General features: G+C 58.9%; 26 protein-coding genes and 1 tRNA gene. 8 read left to right on the top strand and 19 right to left on the bottom strand.

Annotated elements, in window-relative coordinates; genetic code table 11:
- Positions 1–94: 94 nt before the first annotated feature.
- Positions 95–958: a DNA-3-methyladenine glycosylase family protein gene (locus ACMXYI_RS13360; protein WP_415773557.1), complete on the bottom strand. Its 864-nt coding sequence runs from the start codon at positions 956–958 to the stop codon at positions 95–97.
- Between the two features lie 178 nt (positions 959–1,136).
- Between ACMXYI_RS13360 and ACMXYI_RS13355 the strand changes: the two genes are divergently transcribed.
- The 8 genes from ACMXYI_RS13355 (at position 1,137) to ACMXYI_RS13320 (ending at position 10,900) form a co-directional block, all read left to right on the top strand.
- On the top strand, positions 1,137–1,502 hold the full coding sequence (locus tag ACMXYI_RS13355; protein WP_415773556.1) for a DUF5064 family protein: 366 nt from the start codon (positions 1,137–1,139) through the stop codon (positions 1,500–1,502).
- Positions 1,503–1,744: 242 nt separating this feature from the next.
- Positions 1,745–3,253: a sigma-54-dependent transcriptional regulator gene (locus tag ACMXYI_RS13350; RefSeq protein ID WP_415773555.1), complete on the top strand. Its 1,509-nt coding sequence runs from the start codon at positions 1,745–1,747 to the stop codon at positions 3,251–3,253.
- 456 nt (positions 3,254–3,709) lie between these two features.
- A complete protein-coding gene (gene gcvH, locus ACMXYI_RS13345; RefSeq protein WP_008027813.1) occupies positions 3,710–4,093 on the top strand; it encodes a glycine cleavage system protein GcvH in 384 nt (127 codons plus the stop codon).
- Positions 4,094–4,104: 11 nt separating this feature from the next.
- Positions 4,105–6,957 (top strand): aminomethyl-transferring glycine dehydrogenase, encoded by a 2,853-nt coding sequence (gene gcvP, locus ACMXYI_RS13340; RefSeq protein WP_415773554.1) that lies wholly within the window; start codon positions 4,105–4,107, stop codon positions 6,955–6,957.
- 202 nt (positions 6,958–7,159) lie between these two features.
- Entirely contained in the window at positions 7,160–8,536 is a 1,377-nt protein-coding gene (locus ACMXYI_RS13335; RefSeq protein ID WP_008146925.1) for an L-serine ammonia-lyase, read from the top strand.
- A 38-nt stretch (positions 8,537–8,574) separates the two neighbouring features.
- Positions 8,575–9,699 carry a glycine cleavage system aminomethyltransferase GcvT gene (gene gcvT / locus ACMXYI_RS13330; protein WP_008146923.1) on the top strand — a complete coding sequence of 375 codons (1,125 nt, stop codon included), beginning with the start codon at positions 8,575–8,577 and terminating at the stop codon, positions 9,697–9,699.
- Between the two features lie 403 nt (positions 9,700–10,102).
- Positions 10,103–10,315, top strand: a complete 213-nt coding sequence (locus ACMXYI_RS13325; protein WP_003175786.1) for a cold-shock protein — start codon at positions 10,103–10,105, stop codon at positions 10,313–10,315.
- A gap of 96 nt (positions 10,316–10,411) precedes the next feature.
- Positions 10,412–10,900: an RDD family protein gene (locus ACMXYI_RS13320; RefSeq protein ID WP_111451447.1), complete on the top strand. Its 489-nt coding sequence runs from the start codon at positions 10,412–10,414 to the stop codon at positions 10,898–10,900.
- Between the two features lie 63 nt (positions 10,901–10,963).
- Here the strand turns inward: ACMXYI_RS13320 and nadA are convergent, their stop codons facing one another.
- From nadA to ACMXYI_RS13230, 18 genes are all read right to left on the bottom strand, one after another.
- Positions 10,964–12,022, bottom strand: a complete 1,059-nt coding sequence (gene nadA, locus ACMXYI_RS13315) for a quinolinate synthase NadA (RefSeq protein ID WP_415773553.1) — start codon at positions 12,020–12,022, stop codon at positions 10,964–10,966.
- Between the two features lie 271 nt (positions 12,023–12,293).
- Positions 12,294–12,369 (bottom strand) — tRNA-Lys (locus ACMXYI_RS13310).
- 63 nt (positions 12,370–12,432) lie between these two features.
- Positions 12,433–13,125 (bottom strand): 7-cyano-7-deazaguanine synthase QueC, encoded by a 693-nt coding sequence (gene queC, locus ACMXYI_RS13305; protein WP_415773552.1) that lies wholly within the window; start codon positions 13,123–13,125, stop codon positions 12,433–12,435.
- Between the two features lies 1 nt (position 13,126).
- Entirely contained in the window at positions 13,127–13,774 is a 648-nt protein-coding gene (queE, locus tag ACMXYI_RS13300; RefSeq protein WP_415773551.1) for a 7-carboxy-7-deazaguanine synthase QueE, read from the bottom strand.
- 165 nt (positions 13,775–13,939) lie between these two features.
- Positions 13,940–14,791, bottom strand: a complete 852-nt coding sequence (gene ybgF / locus ACMXYI_RS13295) for a tol-pal system protein YbgF (RefSeq protein WP_415766707.1) — start codon at positions 14,789–14,791, stop codon at positions 13,940–13,942.
- A gap of 6 nt (positions 14,792–14,797) precedes the next feature.
- Complete coding sequence (gene pal / locus ACMXYI_RS13290) at positions 14,798–15,295, bottom strand: peptidoglycan-associated lipoprotein Pal (RefSeq protein ID WP_003178634.1); 498 nt, start codon at positions 15,293–15,295, stop codon at positions 14,798–14,800.
- A 52-nt stretch (positions 15,296–15,347) separates the two neighbouring features.
- Positions 15,348–16,628, bottom strand: coding sequence for a Tol-Pal system beta propeller repeat protein TolB (gene tolB / locus ACMXYI_RS13285; protein ID WP_166675809.1), 1,281 nt, complete (start codon positions 16,626–16,628; stop codon positions 15,348–15,350).
- 17 nt (positions 16,629–16,645) lie between these two features.
- Positions 16,646–17,725 (bottom strand): cell envelope integrity protein TolA, encoded by a 1,080-nt coding sequence (gene tolA, locus ACMXYI_RS13280; RefSeq protein WP_348127402.1) that lies wholly within the window; start codon positions 17,723–17,725, stop codon positions 16,646–16,648.
- Positions 17,725–18,177, bottom strand: coding sequence for a protein TolR (gene tolR / locus ACMXYI_RS13275; protein ID WP_162556275.1), 453 nt, complete (start codon positions 18,175–18,177; stop codon positions 17,725–17,727). The genes tolA and tolR overlap by 1 nt, the downstream gene beginning before the upstream one ends.
- 23 nt (positions 18,178–18,200) lie before the next feature.
- Positions 18,201–18,896 (bottom strand): protein TolQ, encoded by a 696-nt coding sequence (gene tolQ, locus ACMXYI_RS13270; RefSeq protein ID WP_008147369.1) that lies wholly within the window; start codon positions 18,894–18,896, stop codon positions 18,201–18,203.
- Positions 18,886–19,353: a tol-pal system-associated acyl-CoA thioesterase gene (gene ybgC / locus ACMXYI_RS13265; RefSeq protein ID WP_008147372.1), complete on the bottom strand. Its 468-nt coding sequence runs from the start codon at positions 19,351–19,353 to the stop codon at positions 18,886–18,888. The genes tolQ and ybgC overlap by 11 nt, the downstream gene beginning before the upstream one ends.
- A gap of 127 nt (positions 19,354–19,480) precedes the next feature.
- On the bottom strand, positions 19,481–20,542 hold the full coding sequence (gene ruvB, locus ACMXYI_RS13260) for a Holliday junction branch migration DNA helicase RuvB (RefSeq protein ID WP_008147374.1): 1,062 nt from the start codon (positions 20,540–20,542) through the stop codon (positions 19,481–19,483).
- Positions 20,543–21,157, bottom strand: coding sequence for a Holliday junction branch migration protein RuvA (gene ruvA, locus ACMXYI_RS13255; RefSeq protein WP_064679388.1), 615 nt, complete (start codon positions 21,155–21,157; stop codon positions 20,543–20,545).
- 115 nt (positions 21,158–21,272) lie between these two features.
- Entirely contained in the window at positions 21,273–21,797 is a 525-nt protein-coding gene (gene ruvC / locus ACMXYI_RS13250; protein WP_008147379.1) for a crossover junction endodeoxyribonuclease RuvC, read from the bottom strand.
- A gap of 127 nt (positions 21,798–21,924) precedes the next feature.
- Positions 21,925–22,671, bottom strand: a complete 747-nt coding sequence (locus ACMXYI_RS13245) for a YebC/PmpR family DNA-binding transcriptional regulator (RefSeq protein ID WP_008072427.1) — start codon at positions 22,669–22,671, stop codon at positions 21,925–21,927.
- Positions 22,672–22,794: 123 nt separating this feature from the next.
- On the bottom strand, positions 22,795–24,570 hold the full coding sequence (gene aspS, locus ACMXYI_RS13240) for an aspartate--tRNA ligase (protein WP_415773550.1): 1,776 nt from the start codon (positions 24,568–24,570) through the stop codon (positions 22,795–22,797).
- 95 nt (positions 24,571–24,665) lie between these two features.
- The gene (locus tag ACMXYI_RS13235) at positions 24,666–24,887 is read right to left on the bottom strand and encodes an FmdB family zinc ribbon protein (protein WP_010457489.1); all 222 of its coding nucleotides are present in this window, start codon (positions 24,885–24,887) and stop codon (positions 24,666–24,668) included.
- A gap of 137 nt (positions 24,888–25,024) precedes the next feature.
- Positions 25,025–25,363 carry a ribbon-helix-helix domain-containing protein gene (locus tag ACMXYI_RS13230; RefSeq protein ID WP_415773549.1) on the bottom strand — a complete coding sequence of 113 codons (339 nt, stop codon included), beginning with the start codon at positions 25,361–25,363 and terminating at the stop codon, positions 25,025–25,027.
- Positions 25,364–25,604: the final 241 nt, after the last annotated feature.

Genomic DNA, 25,604 nt, shown 5'->3' with positions numbered 1-25,604 from the left:
TGCGTGGGAATGCAGCCATGGACGCTCCGCGTCCACTGTGACGCAGAGCGTCACGGGATTCATTCCCACGCAGAGCGTGGGAACGATCAGTCGATCAGTCAGGCCGGGAGAGTGATGTCCAAAGCAGCTGCGCCGCATAGCTTCGATAAGGTCGCCACGCTTCAGCTCGTTGCAACAATTGCCGAGCCGTCACCGCCTCACCTTCAAGCGCCGCCAGCGCATTGATCAACCCCACATCCCCGCTCGGAAACGCATCCGGATCACGCAACTGCCGCAAGGCGATGTATTGCGCCGTCCAGTCACCAATCCCGTGCAACGCCAACAGCCGCGCAACGCAGCCCTCCCGATCCGGCTCAAACAGTAAAGGATCATCGAGCAACGCCTGAGCCACACCCGACAGCGTTCGACCACGGCTTTTCGGCATCCCCAACGTTGCCAGATCCACTGACGCCAAAGCGGCGGCCTGAGGAAACACATGGATCACGCCGGGCAACGACGAAGCCAGCGGCTCGCCATGCTGCGCCACCAGTTTCCCCGCTAATTTAATCGCCGCACCCACGCTGATCTGCTGCCCCAACACCGCACGAATCGCCAACTCCAGGCCATCCCACGCCCCCGGCACCCGCAACCCCGGACGCTCGGCAATCAACCGCGCCATCAACGGATCAACCGCCAGTTGCCGATGAATCAATGCCAGGTCCGCATCCAGATCAAACATCCGCCGCAGCCGCGCGATGATCTCTGGCACCGCCGCTGAATCAGAAAAATCCAGCGTCACTTCAAGTGCATCCGTCGCTGCGGGCTTGATCGAAAGCGTGCCATGAACACCGTTCAACCCGATGCTGCGCGAGTAAATGCCGTCAACCACCACCTCGATCCCGACAATCGCCCGCGCCGACAAAAAACCCAGCATCGCCGACCAGTCATAAGGTGGTTGGTACTCCAGCAGCACCTTCATAACGCCTCCGATTTACGCTGACCAAGATGAACCAAGTTCGCCCGACAGACTGGAAAAGTCGCGGTGATCGGTCCACTCTCGGACACGGCGACACCCGGATAAGCTATCAATAAAAGAAACTCCGAGGGCAGGCTTGAGGTCTGCCCTGATTCAATGCCTTTTTGAAGGAGAGATGCCAATGGCAACGTTCGAGCCCGGTCACCTGCACATCGAGCGCCATGCGCTGAACAAGGACGATTACAGTTACAGCCTGAGCATCGACTATGAGGTCAGCCAGGACCCCAAGGAAGGCGAAGGTATGCTGTTCAAGATGCATGGCACAGTTGGGGACAAGGAGTTGAAGGAAGAATTCTTCCTGCCCAAAGATCAGGCGTTCGATTTCGCCCGGCATGCCACGCGCATCGCGCAGAAGTACGGTATGCCCAAAGAGGCCAGTATCGGCTCGATACACAAGGAGTACGACGCCATGTTTGAAGATGTGCGGGCGCAGCTCGACGTCAAATCCGGTGATCCGATAAAACCTGAGCATCTGGATCGAATCTGAAGGCCACCCCGAGGGTCGAGGGGACTGACCGCGTTGCTCTTTCGAGTTACATCGACCTGAAATATCAAGTCGAACTCAGGTTTTGAAAAGCCCCCAATCTGCTCCCTTTCCCCTCTCCCCTATGGGGAGAGGGCTGGGGTGAGGGGTCGATCTTCCAGCCAACACCAATCTCAAGATTTCACCCCAGCCCTCCTCCAAGGCATACTTGCCACCCTCCGCACTCCAGAACCCAACAACGCCCCATGCGTATCCACGTCAGCTTCATCGACCGCGTCGGCATTACCCAGGAAGTCCTGGCTCTGCTCGGTGGGCGCAATCTCAATCTGGATGCGGTGGAAATGGTCCCGCCCAACGTCTACATCGACGCCCCGACCCTGAGCCCGGAAGTCCTCGAAGAGCTGCGCGATGCGTTGTTCAGCGTGCGCGGCGTGCAAGCGGTGACGGTGGTCGACATTCTTCCCGGTCAGCGCCGGCATCTGCAGCTTGATGCGTTGCTCGCGGCCATGACCGACCCGGTCCTGGCGCTGGACAGTGCTGGCAAGGTGCTGCTGGCCAACCCGGCACTGATCGCCTTGTACGGTTGCGAGCCTGACGGTGAAAGCATCGCGGACCTGTTCGCCGACCCGGCACTGCTCGAAGCCCTGCTGGAAAACGGCTTCCGCCTGCCGCTGCGGGAAGTCACCGTCAACGGCCAGACATTGCTGCTGGACGCCACACCGATTACCGACGCTGGCGCCCTGCTGACCCTGTATCAACCCAACCGCATCGGCGAACGCCTGTCGGCGCTGCACCACGACCATGCCGAAGGTTTCGATGCGCTGCTGGGTGAGTCCCCGGCGATTCGGACCCTCAAGGCCCGCGCCCAGCGCGTTGCGGCCCTTGATGCGCCGTTGCTGATCCAGGGCGAAACCGGCACCGGCAAAGAACTGGTGGCGCGGGCCTGCCACGCCATCAGCGCCCGGCACAGTTCGCCATTTTTGGCGCTCAACTGCGCGGCATTGCCGGAGAACCTCGCCGAAAGCGAACTGTTCGGCTACGCCCCCGGCGCCTTCACCGGCGCACAACGGGGCGGCAAACCGGGGCTGATGGAACTGGCCAACCAGGGCACGGTGTTTCTCGATGAGATCGGCGAGATGTCGCCGTACTTGCAGGCCAAGTTGCTGCGCTTTTTGAACGACGGCAGCTTCCGCCGGGTGGGCGGGGATCGTGAGGTGAAGGTCAATGTGCGGATCCTCAGCGCGACGCACCGCGACCTGGAAAAAATGGTCAGCGAAGGTTCGTTCCGCGAAGACCTCTTCTATCGCCTCAACGTCCTGAACGTCGAAGTCCCGCCCCTGCGCGAACGCGGCCAGGACATCCTGCTGCTGGCCCGCTACTTCATGCAGCAGGCCTGCGCGCAGATCCAGCGCCCGGTCTGTCGTCTGGCGCCCGGCACCTATACGGCGCTGCTCGGCAATCGCTGGCCGGGCAACGTGCGGCAATTGCAGAACGTGATCTTCCGCGCCGCTGCCATTTGCGAAAGCAGCCTGGTCGACATTGGCGACCTCGATATCGCCGGTACCTCCGTGGCGCGTCAGAGTGACAGCGACGTCGACAGTCTCGAACAGGCGATGGAAGAGTTCGAGAAGACCCTGCTGGAAAAGCTCTACGTCAGCTACCCCTCGACCCGCCAACTGGCTAGCCGCTTGCAAACCTCTCACACCGCGATTGCCCATCGGTTGCGCAAATACGGCATTCCCAACAAGCCCTGAGGCTTGTGGCTGAAATACAATTTCCCCAACACCATAGAACCCTGTGGGAGCGGGCTTTCCCGCGATAGCGATCTAATATTCGACATCGATGTTGGATGTGATGACCTCATCGCGGGCAAGCCCGCTCCCACAGGTTTTGTGTCCAACCCGGGAACCTGTTCAAAAGCGACCTCCATCTGTACTGAAAGCGCTACAGCGGAACGATATCGCTACACCCTCTCCTGATCACCGCTGTGCAAGGCTTTGATCCCATTACGCTTTTTTCTTCGCTTCCTCCTGTAGCGATTTCGCTACAGACAAGGGAGCCGCGTCTTTTGAAATAACTACTAAACAATTGATTTATATAGATTAAATGACATTGGCCGCAATTTTGCTTAGTAACCGCTTATAAGCAGGGCTTTTGCCCAAGCATTCAATCGCGTCCACCAGACGAGTCTGGCCCCCTTAGGAGTTTCCATGAGCGAGTTGCGTTTTACTGAAGATCACGAATGGCTGCGTACCGAAGCTGACGGCAGCGTCACAGTCGGCATCACCGCTTTCGCCCAGAACGCTCTGGGCGACGTGGTTTTCGTACAACTGCCTGAGCTGCAGTCCTACGACAAAGGCGCTGAAGCCGCCACCGTGGAATCGGTAAAAGCCGCCAGCGGCGTGTACATGCCGCTGGACGGTGAAGTGCTGGAAGTGAACCCGGCGCTGGACAGCAGCCCTGAACTGGTCAACGAAGATCCGCTGGGCGAAGGCTGGTTCTTCCGCTTCCAGCCAACCGACGCCTCGGCTGTCGCCAAACTGCTGGATCAAGACGCCTACGACCGTCTGATCAAAGCCAACGCCGAAGCCTGAGGAGCGCACACATGACTCAAGTCAATCTGACCACTGCCAACGAATTCATCGCGCGCCACATCGGCCCGCGTGCCGGCGACGAGCAAGCCATGCTCAATAGCCTGGGCTTCGACTCCCTGGAAGCCCTGAGCGCCAGCGTCATTCCGGACAGCATCAAGGGCACCAGCGTCCTCGGCCTCGAAGACGGCCTGAGCGAAGCCGATGCCCTGGCCTTGATCAAGTCCATCGCCGGCAAAAACCAGCTGTTCAAGACCTACATCGGCCAGGGCTACTACGGCACCCATACGCCGTCGCCGATCCTGCGCAACCTGCTGGAAAACCCGGCCTGGTACACCGCCTACACCCCGTACCAACCGGAAATTTCCCAGGGCCGTCTCGAAGCGCTGCTGAACTTCCAGACCCTGATCAGCGACCTCACCGGCCTGCCGATCGCCAACGCGTCCTTGCTGGATGAAGCCACCGCCGCCGCCGAAGCCATGACCTTCTGCAAACGCCTGAGCAAGAACAAGGGCAGCCACGCGTTCTTCGCCTCGGTGCATTGCCACCCGCAAACCCTCGACGTGCTGCGCACCCGCGCCGAGCCGCTGGGCATCGACGTGGTGGTTGGCGATGAACTTGAACTGACTGACGTCAGTGCCTTCTTCGGCGCCCTGCTGCAATACCCGGCGAGCAACGGTGATGTGTTTGATTACCGCGACCTGACCGAACGCTTCCACGCCGCCAATGCGCTGGTGGCGGTCGCCGCCGATCTGCTGGCCCTGACCGTGCTGACCCCGCCGGGCGAATTCGGCGCTGACGTGGCTATCGGCAGTGCGCAACGCTTCGGCGTGCCGCTGGGCTTCGGTGGTCCGCACGCTGCTTACTTCTCGACTAAAGATGCGTTCAAGCGCGACATGCCGGGCCGTCTGGTCGGCGTCTCCGTGGACCGTTTCGGCAAGCCGGCCCTGCGCCTGGCGATGCAGACCCGCGAGCAACATATCCGTCGCGAGAAGGCCACCAGCAACATCTGCACCGCGCAAGTCTTGCTGGCCAACATCGCCAGCATGTACGCCGTGTACCACGGCCCGAAAGGCCTGACCCAGATCGCCAATCGCGTGCATCACCTGACCGCGATTCTGGCCCAAGGCTTGAAAACCATCGGTCTGAACGTCGAGCAAGAAAGCTTCTTCGACACCCTGACCCTGAACACTGGCGCCAACACCGCCAAGCTGCACGACCAGGCGCGCGCCCAGCAGATCAACCTGCGTGTAATCGATGCTGAACGTCTGGGCCTGTCCCTCGACGAAACCACCGGCCAGGCCGATGTGGAAACCCTGTGGGCCCTGCTGGCCGACGGCCAAAACCTGCCGGACTTCGCGGCATTGGCTGCCACCGTGCACAGCACCCTCCCGGCCGCGCTGCTGCGCCAGTCGCCGATCCTCAGCCACCCGGTGTTCAACCGTTACCACTCGGAAACCGAGCTGATGCGCTACCTGCGCAAGCTCGCCGACAAGGACCTGGCGCTGGATCGCACCATGATCCCGCTGGGCTCCTGCACCATGAAACTCAACGCCGCCAGCGAAATGATCCCGGTGACCTGGGCCGAATTCGGTGCCCTGCACCCGTTCGCCCCGGCCGCGCAAAGCGCCGGCTACCAGCAACTGACCTTTGAGCTGGAAGCGATGCTCTGCGCCGCCACCGGTTACGACGCGATCTCGCTGCAACCGAACGCCGGTTCGCAAGGTGAATACGCCGGCCTCTTGGCGATTCGCGCCTACCACCAGAGCCGTGGCGAAGACCGTCGCGACATCTGCCTGATCCCCTCCTCCGCCCACGGCACCAACCCGGCCACCGCCAACATGGCCGGCATGCGCGTGGTCGTCACCGCCTGCGACGCCCGCGGCAACGTCGACATCGAAGACCTGCGCGCCAAGGCCATCGAGCACCGCGAACACCTCGCCGCGCTGATGATCACCTACCCGTCGACCCACGGCGTGTTCGAAGAAGGCATCCGCGAAATCTGCGGCATCATCCATGACCACGGCGGCCAGGTGTACATCGACGGCGCCAACATGAACGCGATGGTCGGCCTCTGCGCCCCGGGCAAGTTCGGCGGCGACGTGTCGCACCTGAACCTGCACAAGACTTTCTGCATCCCCCACGGCGGTGGCGGCCCGGGCGTCGGCCCGATTGGCGTCAAGTCGCACCTGACGCCGTTCCTGCCGGGTCACGGCACCATGGAGCGTAAAGAAGGCGCGGTCTGCGCCGCACCGTTCGGCAGCGCGAGCATTTTGCCGATCACCTGGATGTACATTCGGATGATGGGTGGCGCGGGTCTGAAGCGCGCGTCGCAACTGGCGATCCTCAATGCCAACTACATTTCCCGCCGCCTCGAAGAGCATTACCCGGTGCTCTACACCGGCAGCAACGGCCTGGTGGCACACGAATGCATCCTCGACCTGCGTCCGCTGAAAGACAGCAGCGGCATCAGTGTCGATGACGTCGCCAAGCGCCTGATCGACTTCGGCTTCCACGCCCCGACCATGTCGTTCCCGGTCGCCGGCACGCTGATGATCGAGCCGACCGAAAGCGAATCCAAGGAAGAACTGGACCGCTTCTGCGACGCCATGATCCGCATCCGCGAAGAAATCCGCGCGGTGGAAAACGGCACCCTGGACAAGGACGACAACCCGCTGAAAAACGCCCCGCACACCGCGGCGGAAATCGTCGGCGAGTGGACGCATCCGTACAGCCGTGAGCAAGCGGTGTATCCGGTTGCGTCGCTGATCGACGGCAAGTACTGGCCACCGGTCGGTCGCGTCGACAACGTGTTTGGCGACCGCAACCTGATCTGCGCCTGTCCGTCGATCGAAAGCTACGCTTAAACGTATAAGGGGGCGGGTTTACTCGCCCTACTCAAGAACACCGCATACCCCTTGTGGGAGCGGGCTTGCTCGCGAATGCGGTGGATCAGTCACCATCAACATTGCCTGACCCACCGCATTCGCGAGCAAGCCCGCTCCCACAGGGGTCCGTGCAAAGCCCCAGATTCCGTGAATTCCTATAACAAGAAACCGGAGAACAACCATGTCTTTAAGCGTGTTCGACCTGTTCAAGATTGGCATCGGCCCCTCCAGCTCCCACACCGTCGGCCCGATGCGTGCTGCGGCACGTTTCGCCGAAGGTTTGCGCCGTGAAGGGCTGCTGGCCGCAACCACCTGCGTCAAAGTCGAGCTCTACGGATCACTCGGCGCCACCGGTAAAGGCCACGGCAGCGACAAGGCTGTGTTGCTGGGCCTGGAAGGCGAACACCCGGACACCGTGAACACCGAAACCGTCGCCGCCCGTCTGCAAGAAATCCGTGGCAACGGTCGCTTGAACCTGCTCGGCGAACACAGCATTGCGTTCAACGAGAAAGAACATTTGGCGATGATCCGCAAACCGTTGGCCTATCACCCCAACGGCATGATCTTTCGCGCCTTCGATGCGGCGGGCATACAAATCCGCAGCCGCGAGTACTACTCGGTCGGCGGCGGTTTTGTGGTCGATGAAGACGCCGCCGGCGCCGACCGCATCGTCGAAGACGCCACACCACTGACCTTCCCGTTCAAAAGCGCCAAGGACCTGCTCGGTCACTGCACCACCTATGGCTTGTCGATCAGCCAAGTGATGCTGACCAACGAAAGCGCCTGGCGCCCGGAAGCGGAAACCCGCGCCGGCCTGCTGAAAATCTGGCAAGTGATGCAGGATTGCGTCGACGCCGGTTGCCGTAACGAAGGCATCCTGCCCGGTGGCTTGAAGGTCAAACGTCGGGCGGCTGCACTGCATCGACAACTGTGCAAGAACCCGGAGTCTTCACTGCGCGATCCGCTGTCGGTGCTTGACTGGGTCAACCTCTACGCACTGGCGGTCAACGAAGAAAACGCCAACGGCGGGCGCGTGGTGACTGCGCCTACGAACGGTGCGGCAGGGATCGTCCCCGCTGTTTTGCATTACTACATGCGCTTCATCCCCGGGGCCAACGAAGACGGCGTCGTACGTTTTCTGCTGACGGCGGCCGCGATCGGCATTCTCTATAAAGAAAACGCCTCGATCTCCGGCGCAGAAGTCGGCTGTCAGGGTGAAGTCGGCGTGGCCTGTTCCATGGCCGCCGGTGCTTTGTGCGAAGTCCTCGGCGGCACCGTGCAGCAAGTGGAAAACGCCGCGGAAATCGGCATGGAACACAACCTCGGCCTGACCTGCGACCCGATTGGCGGACTGGTGCAAGTGCCTTGCATCGAGCGCAACGCCATGGGGTCGGTGAAAGCCATCAACGCGGTACGCATGGCCCTGCGCGGCGACGGTCAACACTTCGTCTCCCTCGACAAGGTCATCCGCACCATGCGCCAGACCGGCGCCGACATGAAAAGCAAATACAAGGAAACCGCCCGTGGCGGTTTGGCGGTCAACATTATCGAGTGCTGATGCTTACGCGCATCTGCACACTTTTTCAGGAGCTGAATATGTCCACCGAACAACTGTCGAAAACCCCGCTGCACGCACTGCACATCGAACTCGGCGCCCGCATGGTGCCGTTTGCCGGCTACGACATGCCGGTGCAATACCCGCTCGGCGTGATGAAAGAACACCAGCACACCCGTGATCAGGCCGGGCTGTTCGATGTCTCGCACATGGGCCAGATCCGCCTGACCGGCGCCAACGCCGCCAAGGCGCTGGAAAGCCTGGTGCCGGTCGACATCATCGACCTGCCGGTGGGCATGCAGCGTTACGCGATGTTCACCAACGAGACCGGCGGCATCCTCGACGACCTGATGGTCGCCAACCTGGGTAACGACGAACTGTTCCTGGTGGTCAACGCCGCCTGCAAGGACCAGGACCTGGCGCATCTGCGCAAGCACATCGGTGACCAGTGCACGATTGAGCCGCTGTTCGAAGAACGCGCCCTGCTCGCTCTGCAGGGTCCGGCCGCCGTCACCGTACTCGCGCGCCTGGCGCCTGAAGTAGCGAAGATGACGTTCATGCAATTCGCCCGCGTGAAACTGCTGGGTGTGGACTGCTTTGTCAGCCGTTCGGGCTATACCGGTGAAGACGGTTACGAAATCTCCGTGCCGGCCGCCAATGCTGAAGCCCTGGCTCGCGCCCTGCTGGCCGAACCTGAAGTAGCGGCCATCGGCCTTGGCGCTCGCGACTCCCTGCGCCTGGAAGCCGGCCTGTGCCTCTACGGCCACGACATGAACACCGAGACTACCCCGATCGAAGCAAGCCTGCTGTGGGCCATCTCCAAGCCTCGTCGCGCTGACGGCGCTCGGGCTGGCGGCTTCCCCGGCGCAGAAACCGTGTTCGGACAGCAACAAGCCGGTGTCAGCCGCAAACGCGTTGGCCTGTTGCCTCAGGAACGCACGCCGGTGCGCGAAGGTGCAGAGATCGTCAATGAAGCAGGCGACATCATTGGTGCAGTTTGCAGTGGTGGCTTCGGTCCGACCTTGGGCGGCCCTTTGGCGATGGGTTACGTCGACAGTGCTTACATCGCTCTCGATACGCCGGTATGGGCGATTGTTCGTGGGAAAAAGGTGCCTTTGCTTGTAAGCAAAATGCCATTTGTTCCACAACGCTACTACCGTGGCTGATTGACTGTTTCTATAAGTAACGCGGTTGCGTTAACAGCGCACTAATGTGTAACGCAACCGCCATAAAATAGTGCATAACTTTGCCTGTACGCTTCGCTTATGAACTTTGCTTATAACGATCGAAAACAATTGAACACGGCGATTTCACAAGCCAACACTAGTTGCGGCATAAACGCCCCGGCGCGAGCAAATACGGGCCCTCCACAGGGCTTGTTTTTTCTCCCGTAGTTGGCGTAGAGTTTGTTCACTGTGTTTGCATGGGTCGCTTGGAATCGTGACCTGGGCAGTAGCCTACAAGTTAGCTACATCCCGTTCGACGTCTTCTTACTCTCCTGCAACCAGCCCCAGTACTCTTTCACAAGAAGGAGGCTGTCATTAATTTTTGCGTCAAAGGAAATAAGAAATGTCCCAACGTCAGAGCGGTACCGTCAAGTGGTTTAACGACGAGAAAGGTTTTGGTTTTATCACTCCAGAAAGCGGTCCGGATCTGTTCGTGCATTTCCGCGCTATTCAGGGCAACGGCTTCAAGAGCCTGAAAGAAGGCCAGAAAGTGACTTTCGTTGCTGTGCAAGGCCAGAAAGGCATGCAGGCTGACGAAGTACAAGCAGAAGCCTGATCTTCTGTAACGAAAAAGCCCCTGATGCTGACATCAGGGGCTTTTTTGTGCGCGTAAATCCGTAAAATGGCTTCTTTTTTCCATCCAGAGGCTGCCATGTCGAAACATCTTCTCAAACCCCAGGGCGACTTTCCCGCCGTCACCCTGGGTCGTCGCCTGGCAGCGATGTTCTACGACTTCTTGTTGTGTACCGCCCTGCTGATTGTCACCAGCGGCATTTACAAGATGATCCAGATGGCGATCATCGGCGAAGACAAGATGCGCACCCTGACCGAAGCCGGCGCGCTGGACGGCGATCCATTGCTGTCGACGGTGCTGCTGTTTGTGCTGTTCGGTTTCTTTGCCAAATTCTGGACCTGGTCCGGTCAGACCCTGGGGATGCAGGTCTGGTGCATACGCGTGCAAAACGCCGATGGCTCATCCATCAGCCTGTGGCAAGCGTTGCTGCGCTTTGTGGTGTCGATCGCGTCCTTGCTGTGCGTCGGGCTGGGTTTCTTCTGGTCGCTGTTCGACAAACAGAAACGCAGCTGGCATGACATCTACTCCAATACCCAGCTCGTGCGGATTCCAAAGAAAACCAAGTAATCCAGCAGATGCAAAAACGCCCCGATCAAATCGGGGCGTTTTTTTTGGCTCACTGTCGGCGAATCAGGCATTGCCGGCTAATTTCATCCGCGCTGCCTGTGTGAAGTCGAGCATGCGCTTGAGCGGGCGAATCGCCTGCGGGATCAACGCAGGATCGACAAAGATCTCGTTAGTCCCTTCCTTCAAGCTCTTCAGCAGGCGCTCAAGGGTGTTCATCGCCATCCACGGGCAATGTGCGCAACTGCGGCACGCTGCGCCGTTACCGGCCGTTGGCGCTTCGATGAAGACCTTGTCCGGGCACAGCTGCTGCATCTTGTAGAAGATGCCGCGATCAGTGGCGACGATCAGGGTCTTGTTCGGCAGGCTCTGCGCTGCCGCAATCAACTGACTGGTGGAGCCGACGGCATCCGCCAACTCGATCACCGCCGTCGGCGACTCCGGGTGCACCAGAATCGCTGCGTCCGGGTACAGCGCCTTCATGTCTTCGAGCTGCTTGGACTTGAACTCTTCGTGAACGATGCAGGCACCATCCCACAGCAGCATGTCCGCGCCGGTCTGGCGCTGAATGTAGGTGCCCAGGTGTTTGTCCGGGGCCCAGATGATGGTTTCGCCGTTATCCATCAGGCTTTCGACGATTTCCAGCGCGCAGCTTGAAGTCACCACCCAATCCGCCCGGGCTTTGACCGCCGCCGACGTGTTGGCATACACCACCACGGTACGTTCCGGGTGCTGATCGCAGAACGCCGAGAACTCGTCCACCGGGCAACCCAGGTCCAGCGAGCAGGTCGCTTCCAGGGTCGGCATCAGGATGCGTTTTTCAGGGTTAAGGATTTTGGCGGTCTCGCCCATGAACTTCACACCGGCGACCACCACGGTCTTGGCCGGGTGAGCATTGCCGAAGCGGGCCATCTCCAGCGAGTCGGAGACACAGCCTCCGGTTTCTTCGGCCAGGGCCTGAATAACCGGATCGCAATAGAAGTGAGCAACCAGCACCGCATCCTGAGCCTTGAGCTCGGCAGCGATGGCGGCACGGTAATAGGCCTCCTCCTCGGCAGTCAGCGGCTTGGGCTGCTTGGCGTCGAGGTGGGCTTGAACCAGAAGGCGTTCGGAAATCTGCGTCATGTTCGCAAGACCTGCAGGCGCTTTCGCGCGAAAGTCGAGTATACACCCGGCTCCGGACCCTTCAGGGTACCGCCGGGAGAGTGAGTATCATCAGGCACGGACAACATTGAAGCTGCGCAAGGCTACAGAATATCCCGTGGATGCAAAAGATGATTCTGACCTGCGTCACGGGTTGCAGCCCGGAACTGGGCGAGCTCAAATCGCGGGCAAAAAAAAATCCGGAAATCCTCACTTGCGTGGGCCTTCCAGACTTTTAAAACTGCTACAAAAATGGTGGGTCGTGTGGGATTCGAACCTACGACCAATTGGTTAAAAGCCAACTGCTCTACCAACTGAGCTAACGACCCGCTGTGTGGTGGCGCGTATAATACTGATTTTTAAGGACTATTCAACACCTAATTTGAAATAAATCAAAAATAAGGTGTTGGGTCGCTGATTCCGGCTGCCGCAAAGCCTTCCGCACGCAGGCGGCAGCTGTCGCATTTACCGCATGCGCGGCCGTTATCGTCGGCCTGATAGCAGGAAACAGTCAGCCCGTAATCAACACCCAGCTTCACGCCTGCCTGGACGATCTGCGCCTTGCTCAGGTTCTGCAATGGCGCCTGAATGCGAAAACCATTCCCCTCTACACCGGCCTTCGTCGCCAGATTGGCCATGCGCTCGAAAGACTCGATGAACTCAGGACGGCAGTCCGGGTAACCGGAGTAATCCACGGCGTTCACACCAATAAAGATGTCACGCGCGCCCAGCACTTCGGCCCAGCCTAACGCCAGGGAGAGAAACACGGTGTTGCGCGCCGGCACGTAAGTCACCGGAATACCTTCACCCGGCACTTCCGGCACATCAATGCTGCTATCGGTCAGTGCCGAACCGCCGATGCCGTTCAGGTTCAGACCGATCACCTTGTGTTCGACCACACCCAGGTCGCGCGCAACACGTTCGGCGGCGTGCAATTCGGCGTGAGACCGCTGACCGTAGTCGAAGCTCATGGTGTAGCAGCTATAGCCTTCAGCACGGGCCATGGCCACGACGGTCGCCGAGTCCAGGCCGCCGGACAGCAGGATGACTGCACGTTTTTCGGTAGTGTTCAGTTGTTCAGTCATTTCAGCGCCCCGGCTCGTCATTCCAAAGATATTTATGCAGCTGCAATTGCAGGCGCACTGGCAGGTTGTCTGCCACCACCCAGTCAGCCAGGTCCCGAGCATTGAGGTCATGGTGACTTGGCGAGAACAGGACTTCACCGGCGCGCTGTTCCAGACCGTACTGAATCAGCTTGGATACAGCCCAGTCATAGTCCTCCCGCGAGCAGATGACAAACTTCACCTGGTCGTTGGGCGTGAGCAGTTCGATGTTCTCGTAGCGGTTGCGGTGAGCTTCTTTCGAACCCGGCGTTTTCAGGTCGACAACGCGACTGACCCGGGAATCTACCGCCGAGATGTCGAGCGCACCACTGGTTTCCAGTGACACTTCGTAACCGGCGTCACACAACTGCTTGAGCAATGGGATGGCATTGGGTTGTGCCAGCGGCTCGCCGCCGGTGACACAGACGTAACGCGGGCGAAAACCGGCCACTTGCTCGAGGATGTCGTTGAGCGTGCGAATGGTTCCGCCAGTGAACGCGTAGGCGCTGTCGCAGTACTGGCAACGCAATGGGCAACCGGTCAGGCGCACAAAAACAGTGGGCAGCCCGGCAGTCCGCGTTTCACCCTGCAACGAGTAGAAAACTTCGGTGATTCTCAATGTGTCTTGCATAGTCGCCACGGGCATAACAGCTAAACAGGCTGTCCGCCTCCGTCAGGCACTTCAAGGAACCCCGCCACCGCGCAGATCCCAAAAAGCGTGTTTCAAAAAAGGGTGTGAATTCTAACGAAAAAACCCGCGACAAGCGCGGGTTTCTTCGAAACAGCTCAAGCAGCCTTACATTTTCTGCAGGTCACGCTGAGCCAGCTGAGCAGCGGAGGTGCCCGGATACTGGGACACTACCTGTTGCAGAATGCCTTTGACCTTGTCGGGATGACCAAGGCGGCGCTCTACATCAGCCAGCTTGTACAGCGAATCAGGCACTTTTGGATGCTTAGGGTACAGCTGTGAAACCTTGGCAAACGCCTGACCTGCACCTTGCAGATCGCCTTTGGCCAGGTTCACTTCGCCCAGCCAGTACTGGGCATTACCCGCGTACTGACTGTTCGGGTACTTGCGCAGGAATGCGGCAAAAGCCTGGCTGGCCTTGTCGAAATCCTTGGCTTTGATCAGGTCGAAGGCTGCATCGTAATACAGTTTTTCCTTCGCTGGATCTGCCGGCTCGCTACCCGCGGCAGGCGCTTGTGTGGAAGTGGCAGCGGCTGCCGCTCCTGCGGCTGCGCCCGCTGCTGCACCGGGGGCATTCAAACTGCCACCGGTGGAAGAATTATCAGGAGTCGCGGCTGGTGCAACGCCGGTTCCTATGCGCCGATCAAGATCCTGATATCGCTCCAGGTTCTCTTGCTTCATGCGCGCTACATCATTTTGCAGAACTTCGATGATGCCTTGTTGGCGCGAGATCTGCTCCTGCATTGATTGCAGTTGGTTGAACAGCTCGCCCTGTGCCGAGACAGGGGCCGAAACCCCTCCCCCGGCATAGGCGCCGTTCGTACCGTAACCTGCAGGCGGATTACTAGTCCCGCTATTGGTATAGCCGGAGTCGTTATCGACCACAGGAACCGCAGCCCACACCGCAAGCGGTGCGAGGCTGAGAGCCAAAACAGTTACAGCACGACGGCACGTTCGCATGACGAATTACTTACGCAGTTCGACGCGACGGTTTTGAGCCCAGGACTGCTCGTCGTTGCCGGTAGCAACTGGACGCTCTTCGCCGTAGGAAACCAGTTCCAGCTGAGCTGGGGAAACACCTTGCAGTACCAGGTAACGCTGAACGGCTTTCGCACGACGCTCGCCCAGTGCCATGTTGTACTCACGAGTACCACGTTCGTCGGTGTTGCCTTCCAGAACAACGCGAGCGCCGTTTGCTTTCAGGTCTTTGGCGTGAACATCCAGAGCGCGCATGGCTTCTGGCTTCAGGTCCGAGCTGTCGTATTCGAAGTAGAAGGTGGTGATTGCGCGCAGAGCAGCTTCTTCGCTCAGGGAGCCGTCAACAGCACCAGTGTTAGCGCCGTAACCAGCGTTTGGATCAACAGCGCCTTCACCGGCATTGTCGCCGCCTTTGGACGAGCAACCTACAGCTACAGCCATGGCCAGAGCCAGCGCAGCAAATTTACCAAACTTCAGCATTTCCATCGTGAAACTCCTAATGAACCCCAATGTGTTAAGTACAACGTGTAGCGCCGCGTCAGTTCAGGTAAGGGGACCAGGAAGGTTCTCTGACTTCGCCTTGTGCGGTAGGAAGCGGGAGCCTTACGCGTCCATTAATGGACACGAGCATCAAGACTCCCCGGCCCTGCTGGCGGGTGGCGTAGATTACCATGGTGCCGTTGGGCGCAACAGTAGGCGACTCGTCCAGAGTGCTATCAGTGAGGATTTTTACGCTTCCGCGCTGCAAATCCTGGGCCGCCACCTTGAAATTAGTGAAACCTTCCTGACGATGGATCATCACCAGGGTCTTTTCATCAGCCGAAAGCTTAGGGTTGGCGTTGTAGTTACCGATAAAGGTCACACGTTCCGCACCACCACCGCCTGCGCTGGTTTTGTAGATCTGCGGCTTGCCGCCACGGTCCGAGGTGAAGTAGATGGTCGAACCATCTTTACCCCAGAACGGTTCGGTGTTGATGCCCGGACCGTTAGTGACACGAGTGATCTGACGCGAACCCAGGTTCATCACGTAGATGTCCGGGTTGCCATCTTTCGACAGTACGAATGCCAGACGATTGCCATCCGGCGACCATGCTGGCGCGCCATTCAGGCCTTCGAAGTTGGTGATCTGCTCACGGCGACCGGTGTCGATGTTCTGCATGAAGATACGCGGACGCTTCTGCTCGAACGACACATAAGCGATGCGCTTGCCGTCCGGTGCGAAACGCGGCGACAGGATCGGCTCGCGCGATTGCAGCAGGGTCACAGCACGGGCACCGTCATAGTCCGAACGTTGCAGCGTGTAGCGAGTGTTCTTCTCGGAGAAACGCTCGGCTGTCACGTACAGCAGACGAGTCGAGAACGCACCTTTGATACCGGTGAGTTTTTCGAACGACTGGTCCGCAATGTAGTGCGACATGTCACGCAGTTGATCGACGCTGCCCGACACGCTGCCGGTCAGCACTTGCTGCTCGGTGGCGACGTTGAACAGTGCGTATTGAACCTGCAGGCGACCGCCCGCTGGAGCAATGCTGCCGACCATGACGTACTGGGCACCCAGCGCCTTGAAGTCACGGAAGATGATTTCGCTGGCCTGGCTTGGCTGGCTGATCATGTTCTGTTTTGGAATCGGCGAGTAGTAACCCGAGTTGCGCAGGTCGTTACCGATGATTTCGGCCATGTCGTCCGGCAGCACGCTGCCGCCCTGGTTGCCAAACGGAACGACTGCGATCGGGGTGGCCCGATCACTGCCGCTGGTGACCAGAATGTTTTTCTCATCTGCTGCCGCTATCCCTGCCATGCAGCAGATAACGACAAGCATTCCTCGAAGAAGGTTTCTCACAAGGCTAGATCCTCAGGTGTGAATGTCATCTTGAATGAACGATACGGAGCGAAATCGCTCGGCTTCATTCCCTGCATTTCTGTCAAACGTCCAATATTCTTCACCGCTGCTACAGCCGAAGCGTCAAATGGACCATCGCCACTGGACTTGGCCACGCTGACCGAAGTCAACGTACCGTCCGGCAACATGCCGATTTGCAACACGACTGTCATGCCTTTGCGGGCCGAAGGTGGACGAGCCCAGCCTTCCGCTGCACGAGCACGGATCAGATCATCGAAACTACCGGCGACTTCGTCACCCTGCTCATCCGCCAAGGCCTGCTGACGCTGCGGCGTGTCGGAAAGCAAATCTGCCAGGGCCTGGGCCTTTTTGTCTTCGGCGGATTTACGTGCCGCTTCCTGCGATTTTTTCTTCGCAGCATCGGCAGCAGCTTTCTTCTTCGCGTCTTCGGCGACTTTCTTCTTCGCGTCTTCAGCTTCAGATTTCTTCTTGGCGTCTTCCGCGGCTTTCTTCTTCGCGTCTTCGACGATCTTTTTCTTCGCTTCTTCAGCGGCCGCTTTCTTGGCCTCTTCTTCAGCTGCTTTCTTGGCTTCTTCTTCAGACTTCTTCTTGGCTATATCAGCCAATTGTTTCTCTTCGGCCTTTTTAGCTTCGGCGGTCTTCTTCGCTTCATCGGCTTTCTTGGCTTCATCAGCCTTTTTAGCCTCTTCCGCTTTCTTCGTCTCGTCGGCCTTTTTGGATTCTTCGGCTTTTTGAGCCGCATCTTCCTTCTTTTGTTCCGCGGCTTTGATCGCTTCCTGCTCGATCTTTTTCTGTTCCATCTGTTCGACTTCGGTCTGGCGCGCGGCGGATTTCTTCGCCTCACCCGCAATCTTCTGATTGGTCTGGGTGGTCGCCTGACTTTTCGATTTCAGTTGGTACAGGGTCGCCTGGACAATCGGCTTGGCCGGCGGCAGTTCGGGCGTGAAGGCGAAACTGACGAACAGCATGCCGAAAACCAGCACGTGCAAGACAAGCGCCCAGACACTAGGCCAGAAGTAGCTTTCCGAGGCGGACGGCTCTCGCATTTGCTGCATCAGGGTGCCTCGGTAATCAAGCCAACATTACCGACCCCGGCTTTTTGCAACCCGCCCATGGCGCCCATGACGGAACCGTAGTCGACGGTCTTGTCGCCGCGGATGAACACCTGAGTACGCTTGCCACCTTCAGTGCCGGCGCGAATGATCTTGGTCACGGCGTCCGTCATCTGCGGCAAGGTCATGGCCTTGTCCTGTTGCTTTTCAGTGTCGACTTCGCTGCCAAGGTTCCAGTAGTAGGTCTTGTCAGACTTGATCGAAATGGTCAGGACCTGGGTGTTGTTGTCCTGCGGCAAGGCTTCGCTGGAAACCTTGGGCAGATCAACTTTCACGCCCTGATTGAGCATCGGAGCGGTCACCATGAAGATGACCAGCAGCACCAACATCACGTCGATGTAAGGCACCACGTTCATCTCGGCAACCGGCTTGCGCTTTTTGCGAGCTCGAGCGATTAAAGCCATTGGAAATTACCTGCTTATTCTTCGCTGGTGTGCACTTTGCGGTGCAGGATCGCCTGGAATTCATCGGCGAAGGTGTAGTAACGGCCCAGCAGGGTTTCACTGCGAGCAGCAAAACGGTTGTAAGCGATAACGGCCGGGATGGCGGCGAACAGACCGATCGCGGTTGCAATCAGTGCCTCGGCGATACCTGGAGCCACAGTGGCCAGCGTCGCTTGCTGGGCAGTTGCCAGACCACGGAAGGAGTTCATGATCCCCCAGACGGTACCGAACAGACCGATGTACGGGCTGACGGAACCTACGGTCGCGAGGAACGGCAGGCTCTGCTCGAGCTTTTCTTCTTCGCGGGAAATGGCGACGCGCATGGCACGGGCCACGCCTTCCATGACCGCTTCAGGGTCAACGCCTGGCTGCTGGCGCAGACGGGAGAATTCCTTGAAACCGGCACGGAAAATCTGCTCTACACCCGAATCCGGATCAGGGTTGCTGCCGGCCTGACGGTAGAGTTTGGACAGGTCGATACCCGACCAGAAGCGCTCTTCAAAGCTCTCCAGGGCACGTCGACCGGCGCGCAGCAGGTTGCTGCGCTGAAAGATCATGATCCATGAGGTCACCGATGCGGCTACCAGGATCAGCATTACCAGTTGCACCACGATACTGGCATTGCTGACCAGGCTCCACATGGAGGAATGGTCGACGACGTTAGCTTCCACGCTTTATCTCCTGCTTTGAGTGTGTACCCGCGCCGCTCACGTCGGCAAAGGCCGCACGTAGAGCTTCGGGAATGGCCCGGGGTTTCAAACTGTTAGTGCGCACACAGGCCACCAAAAACTGCCCTTCGCAGAGCAGCGCATTATCCGTGGCTCGCCTGACCTGCTGTTTGAAGCGCAGGCTGACACGGTTCAATTCGATTACTTCAGCGCTTACCAGCAGTTCGTCATCCAGTCGCGCCGGCGCGTGGTAACGCGCTTCGCTGGAATGCACGACGAACAACAGGTCCTCACCTGCAAGCTGGGATTGGGCAAAGCCCAGCTCCCGGAGCCGCTCGGTTCGAGCCCGTTCCATAAACTTGAGGTAATTGACGTAATACACGATGCCGCCCGCATCGGTGTCCTCGTAATAAACGCGACAACGAAGTGCGAAAGGCTCAAGCCCGTTTTGCGCGCGCATACTCTAGTGCTTACTCCTCAGGTTGCCAATCCGGCCAGGCAACTGTTTTTCATTGATTCACGGCTTTCTGGCGAAAGTACGGTCCTGAGACCGCACAAACCCCGAATAAATCAGCGCGCAAAGGTTATTAATCGTCCACGGCATCGAGGAATTCGTCTACCACGGGCATCTCGCCCAATCGTGACGGGATGTTTAAACCGAAGTGCAGGTACGCATGCCGGGTCACCACTCGCCCCCGCGGCGTACGCATGATGTAGCCCTGCTGGATCAGGTACGGCTCCAGCACGTCTTCAATGGTGTGGCGCTCTTCACTGATGGCTGCGGCGAGGCTATCGACCCCGACCGGCCCACCGTCGAACTTCTCGATCATGGTCAACAACAGACGTCGATCCTGGTGATCGAAGCCGCGCTCGTCGACATCCAGCAGGTTCAAGGCCAGGTCGGCGATCGGTTTGGTGATGTGGCCCTTGGCGCGTACTTCGGCGAAATCCCGAACCCGGCGCAGCAAGCGGTTGGCGATCCGCGGCGTACCACGGGCACGGCGGGCGATTTCGAAAGCGCCTTCCGGGTCCAGCGGCAAGCCAAGGATGTTAGCCGAACGACTGACAATCGTTGCCAGATCCGCGGTGTTGTAGAACTCCAGACGCTGGACGATGCCGAAACGGTCGCGCAGCGGATTGGTCAGCATGCCGGCACGGGTCGTTGCACCGACCAGGGTGAACGGCGGCAGATCAAGCTTGATCGAGCGCGCGGCCGGTCCTTCGCCGATCATGATGTCGAGCTGGAAATCTTCCATGGCCGGGTACAGCACTTCTTCGACGATCGGTGAGAGCCGATGGATTTCGTCGATGAACAGCACATCGTGAGGCTCAAGATTGGTCAGCAGCGCCGCCAGGTCACCCGGGCGCTCAAGCACCGGGCCCGAAGTGCTTTTGATCGAGACGCCCATTTCCTGGGCAATGATGTTGGCCAGGGTGGTTTTACCCAGGCCCGGCGGGCCGAAAATCAGCGTGTGGTCCAGGGATTCATTGCGCCCACGGGCAGCCTGGATGAACAACTCCATTTGCTCGCGAACGGTCGGCTGGCCAATGTACTCGGCCAGGCTGACAGGGCGAATCGCCCGGTCCTGGACTTCCTCGCGGTCACGAGGGCCAGGTGTGGCGGCAATCAGACGATCAGCTTCAATCACTTAGATCATTCCCTTCAGGGCACGACGAATCATGTCTTCACTGCTCAAACCTTTCTCCTTGATCGCAGAAATCGCCTTGCTGGCTTCCTGCGGCTTGTAGCCCAGGGAGATCAGCGCGCTGACCGCGTCATTTTCGGCGGTGGCGACCGGAGCCGCATCTGGCCCACCCGGTTGGTTCGGTACCAGGGCGAACATCGCCGGTACAGTCTCCCACGCCTTGAAGCGATCCTTGAGTTCCACCAGCAAACGCTCGGCGGTCTTCTTGCCCACGCCCGGCACCTTGGTCAGGGCCGAGGTGTCCTGGGACTGCACGCAGCGGACCAATTCATCGACTTCCAGGCTCGACATCAGGGCCAGGGCCAATTTCGGCCCCACACCATTGAGACGGATCAACTCGCGAAAAAAGTCTCGCTCACGCTTGCCGAAGAAGCCATAGAGTAACTGCGCGTCTTCGCGTACGACCAAATGGGTGTGCAAGGTCAGCGGTTCACCGACCGACGGCAAGCGATAAAGCGTGGTCATGGGCACTTCCAGCTCATACCCCAGACCGTTTACATCCAGAATCAGGTGCGGCGGCTGTTTCTCAGCCAGTGTGCCGCGCAAGCGTCCAATCACGTTTCAGATCCTTGAGCGTTGGCCAGATCAGTGCTGGCGACTGACAGAACAAAGGTTTTGCGCCGACGACACAGGCGCAAAACCCTCGCTCCATAAAAAATGATTGCTGATGCTATCAGAGACGCAGGCGCCCGCCACGACTGCGTGCCGTTCCCAGGCCATGGGGCAACAGGCTGGAGCGGGTGTGAGCATGGCAAATGGCAATGGCCAGGGCGTCCGAGGCATCGATTTGCGGCTTGCTGGTCAGTTTCAGCATGTGCATGACCATCATTTGCACCTGCTCTTTATTCGCCGCGCCGGTTCCGGTTACCGCCTGCTTGACCTGGGTCGCGGTGTATTCAGCGATTTCCAGGCTTTCTTCCGCCCCGGCAACAATAGCTGCGCCGCGGGCCTGGCCAAGTTTCAGCGCAGAGTCGGCGTTGCGCGCCATGAAGACCTTTTCGATGCCCATGGTCACCGGGCCGTAGGTCTGGATGACTTCGCGCACGCCGCGATAGACGATTTGCAAGCGTTCATGCAGCTCGCCGGAACCTGTCCGAATGCAGCCCGACGCCACGTACACGCAACCACGCCCGGTATCACGTACTACGCCATAACCGGTAATGCGCGAACCGGGGTCGATACCAAGAATTAAAGTCATAACGCCTGCAGCTTCAAAATGATGCCCGCCGGCAAACACTTGCACGGCGTAAAGGCAGAAGCCGGACGCGCGTGGCGATGAGTTCATCACGGCCTGCACTTCCGGCTTCAAGAGTATTGCAGATCAATCAACCGAGCTGCGCGGCTACCGACTCAGGAATATCCGCGTTGGAGTAAACGTTCTGCACGTCATCCAGGTCCTCAAGCATGTCGATCAGCTTGAGAACCTTCTCGGCGCCTTCCAGGTCCAGTTCGGCACTGGTGGTCGGCAACATCACGATTTCCGCGTCATCACCTTTGAAACCGGCCGCTTCCAGCGCGTTACGCACGGAGTAGAAACCGGCGAACGAGGTGAATACGTCGATGGAACCGTCTTCGTGGGTCACCACGTCATCGGCATCGGCCTCCATCGCCGCTTCCATCAGCGCATCTTCATCGACGCCCGGCGCGAAGGAAATCTGCCCCTTGCGCTCGAACAGATAGGCCACCGAGCCGTCCGTACCGAGGTTGCCGCCGCACTTGCTGAACGCATGGCGAACAGCGGCTGCCGTGCGGTTGCGGTTGTCGGTCATGCACTCAACCATCACCGCCACGCCGCCCGGGCCGTAGCCTTCGTAGGTCAGCTCGACCATGTCGTCGGTATCGGCAGCACCGGCACCGCGGGCGACCGCGCGATCAATGATGTCGCGGCTCATGTTCGCGCCGAGGGCCTTGTCCAGCGCCAGACGCAAACGCGGGTTGGAACCCGGATCACCACCGCCCTGACGGGCAGCAACGGTCAGCTCACGAATCCACTTGGTGAAAATCTTGCCCTTCTTGGCATCCTGACGTTCTTTGCGGTGCTTGATGTTCGCCCACTTGGAATGACCCGCCATATCTCGCTCCGAATTCTCTTTGAAACATTGCCCGCCGCGCCATGACGCGCCAGCCGGCAAATAAAAATCTCGACCATTCTATAAAGAAAGGGCGCATCCGAAGATGCGCCCTTCTGGTCAGCCTTACTCAGCTTTAGGCGTTTCGCGCAGACGAATGTGCAGTTCGCGCAGTGCCTTGGCATCAACCACACCCGGGGCCTGAGTCATGACGCAAGCGGCGCTCTGGGTTTTCGGGAAGGCGATCACTTCACGGATCGACTGGGCGCCGGTCATCAGCATCACCAGACGGTCCAGACCGAAGGCCAGGCCACCGTGCGGCGGCGCGCCGTATTTCAGGGCGTCGAGCAGGAAGCCAAATTTCTCTTCCTGTTCTGCTTCACTGATACCCAGCAGACGGAACACCGACTGTTGCATTTCCTTGCGGTGGATACGGATCGAACCGCCACCCAACTCGGTGCCGTTCAGGACCATGTCGTAGGCACGGGACAGAGCGGTCGCCGGGTTGGCTTCCAGTTCTTCCGGGGTGCACTTCGGCGCGGTGAACGGGTGGTGCAAAGCAGTGAAGCTGCCGTCGTCGTTCTCTTCGAACATCGGGAAGTCGACAACCCACATCGGTGCCCACTCGCAAGTCAGGAGGTTCAGATCGTTACCGACCTTGATCCGCAACGCGCCCAGGGCTTCGCTGACGATCTTGGCTTTGTCGGCACCGAAGAACACGATGTCACCGTCAACCGCACCAACGCGATCAAGGATCACATTGAGGTTGGCTTCAGGGATGTTCTTGACGATCGGCGATTGCAGACCTTCAACGCCTTTGGCGCGCTCGTTGACCTTGATGTACGCCAGACCCTTGGCACCGTAGATACCGACGAACTTGGTGTAGTCGTCGATCTGCTTGCGCGGCATGCTTGCTGCGCCAGGAACGCGCAGAGCGGCAACGCGGCATTTCGGGTCGTTGGCAGGGCCGCTGAACACCTTGAAGTCGACTTCTTTCAGTTGATCGGCAACGTCAACCAGTTCCAGCGGGTTACGCAGGTCCGGCTTGTCGGAACCGTAACGACGCATGGCCTCTTCAAAGGTCATGTGCGGGAAGTCACCGAACTCCAGGTCCAGCACTTCCTTGAACAGGTTGCGGATCATTTTTTCGGTGATACCCATGATCTCTTTTTCATCGAGGAAGCTGGTCTCGATGTCGATCTGGGTGAATTCCGGCTGACGGTCGGCGCGCAGATCTTCATCGCGGAAGCACTTGGCGATCTGGTAGTAACGGTCGAAGCCGGCAACCATCAGCAGTTGCTTGAACAGCTGTGGCGATTGCGGCAAGGCGAAGAAGCTACCTGCGTGAGTACGGCTCGGCACCAGGTAGTCGCGAGCGCCTTCTGGCGTGGCGCGGGTCAGAATCGGCGTCTCGACATCGAGGAAGCCGTTCTCGTCCAGGAAGCGACGGATGCTGGTGGTCATACGCGAACGCAGACGCAGCTTCTCGAGCATTTCCGGGCGACGCAGGTCGAGGAAGCGATAGCGCAGACGGGTTTCTTCGCCGACGTCGGAGAACTCGTTGAGCGGGAACGGCGGGGTTTCCGATTCGTTCAGCACTTCAAGCTCGTAGCCCAGCACTTCGATCATGCCCGACGCCATGTTGGCGTTGGTGGCACCGGCCGGACGCAGGCGAACCTTGCCAGTGATCTTGACCACGTATTCGCTGCGCACGCGATCGGCGGCGGCGAAGGATTCAGCGCGGTCCGGGTCGAACACCACCTGGGCCAGACCGTCACGATCACGGATATCGAGGAAAATCACCCCACCGTGGTCACGGCGACGGTGAACCCATCCGCAAAGGGTAATTTCCTGGCCTTCCAGGCTTTCGTTCAGTTGGCCGCAATAATGGCTGCGCATCATGGTAGTGGTTTCGCTTCTCGTAATTCGAAATTCGGTTGGAGGCCTTGCTGAGGTTGCAAGAGCTCGCACGTGTCGTTCAACTCAGGTTCAAGACCCTAGTCAGCTTTGTCGCCGCCGGCCAGATTCTTCTTGGAACCGGTCTTGAAATCGGTTTCGTACCAGCCGGTGCCGCTAAGGCGGAAGCCCGGCATGGACAGCATCTTCTTAAGCTCTGGCGCCTGGCAGGCAGGGCAGTCGACCAGCGGTGCTGCGCTGATCTTTTGAATGGCTTCCAACTGATGACCACAGGAAGCACATTGATAGTCGTACATCGGCATGGGGGTTGTCTCGGCGATCAGATTGCTACCGCACACGCTGGGTTTTGCGGCAAAGAGCGGGATTATATCCATTAAATGCAGCCTGTGCAGCCGTAAGACTGCACAGACCGACACTCTACCCATTCCACCCCTTGTGGCTAAGGCATGGCGACGCAGCCGCCTTCCTTCAGGCTGTGCACGACGCACACAACCCGCACCAGCCCGGTGAAGTTCTTGACCCCGCCGTGACGTAAATGCACCTCGCGGTCCACATGGGACAACAACGCACTGACCGTACAGCAGTTGACCTTGGCCATGTCGCCCAAAATATCCCAATAGACCTGTTCAAGCCGCAAGCAGGTTGCAAAGCCATTCAGCCGCACTGACCGGGATAAAGGCTGGGCCAGGCCCATATCAAATTCGCTGACAAATGGATCAATCCTTATATCCTTGACTGGACCGCCACTCCCCTCGCTTCGCCTGTCTTCGTAATCCATATCGTTGACACTCCTTTGCCATCCTTGCTTTTTTATAAGAGCAACAAGCTGTTTCTCTATAAAAGCGCAGGCGCAAAGTTATATCCAGATGACTTTATGACCATCAACGTAGGATAAGCCAACAACTGAAGGGCGATCATGGAGACCGTCCTACTCCAGATAGTTTCCTACACGCTTGGGCGTAATATCATTCAACAGAAAGACATTTAAAGTTACGAGAAGACCGGGCGCGAACAACACC

The sequence above is a fragment of the Pseudomonas lyxosi genome (assembly GCF_047758685.1).
Taxonomy (GTDB): domain Bacteria; phylum Pseudomonadota; class Gammaproteobacteria; order Pseudomonadales; family Pseudomonadaceae; genus Aquipseudomonas; species Aquipseudomonas lyxosi.
Note: the sequence above shows the minus strand (reverse complement) of the source record. Positions and strands in the feature narration are given on the sequence as shown.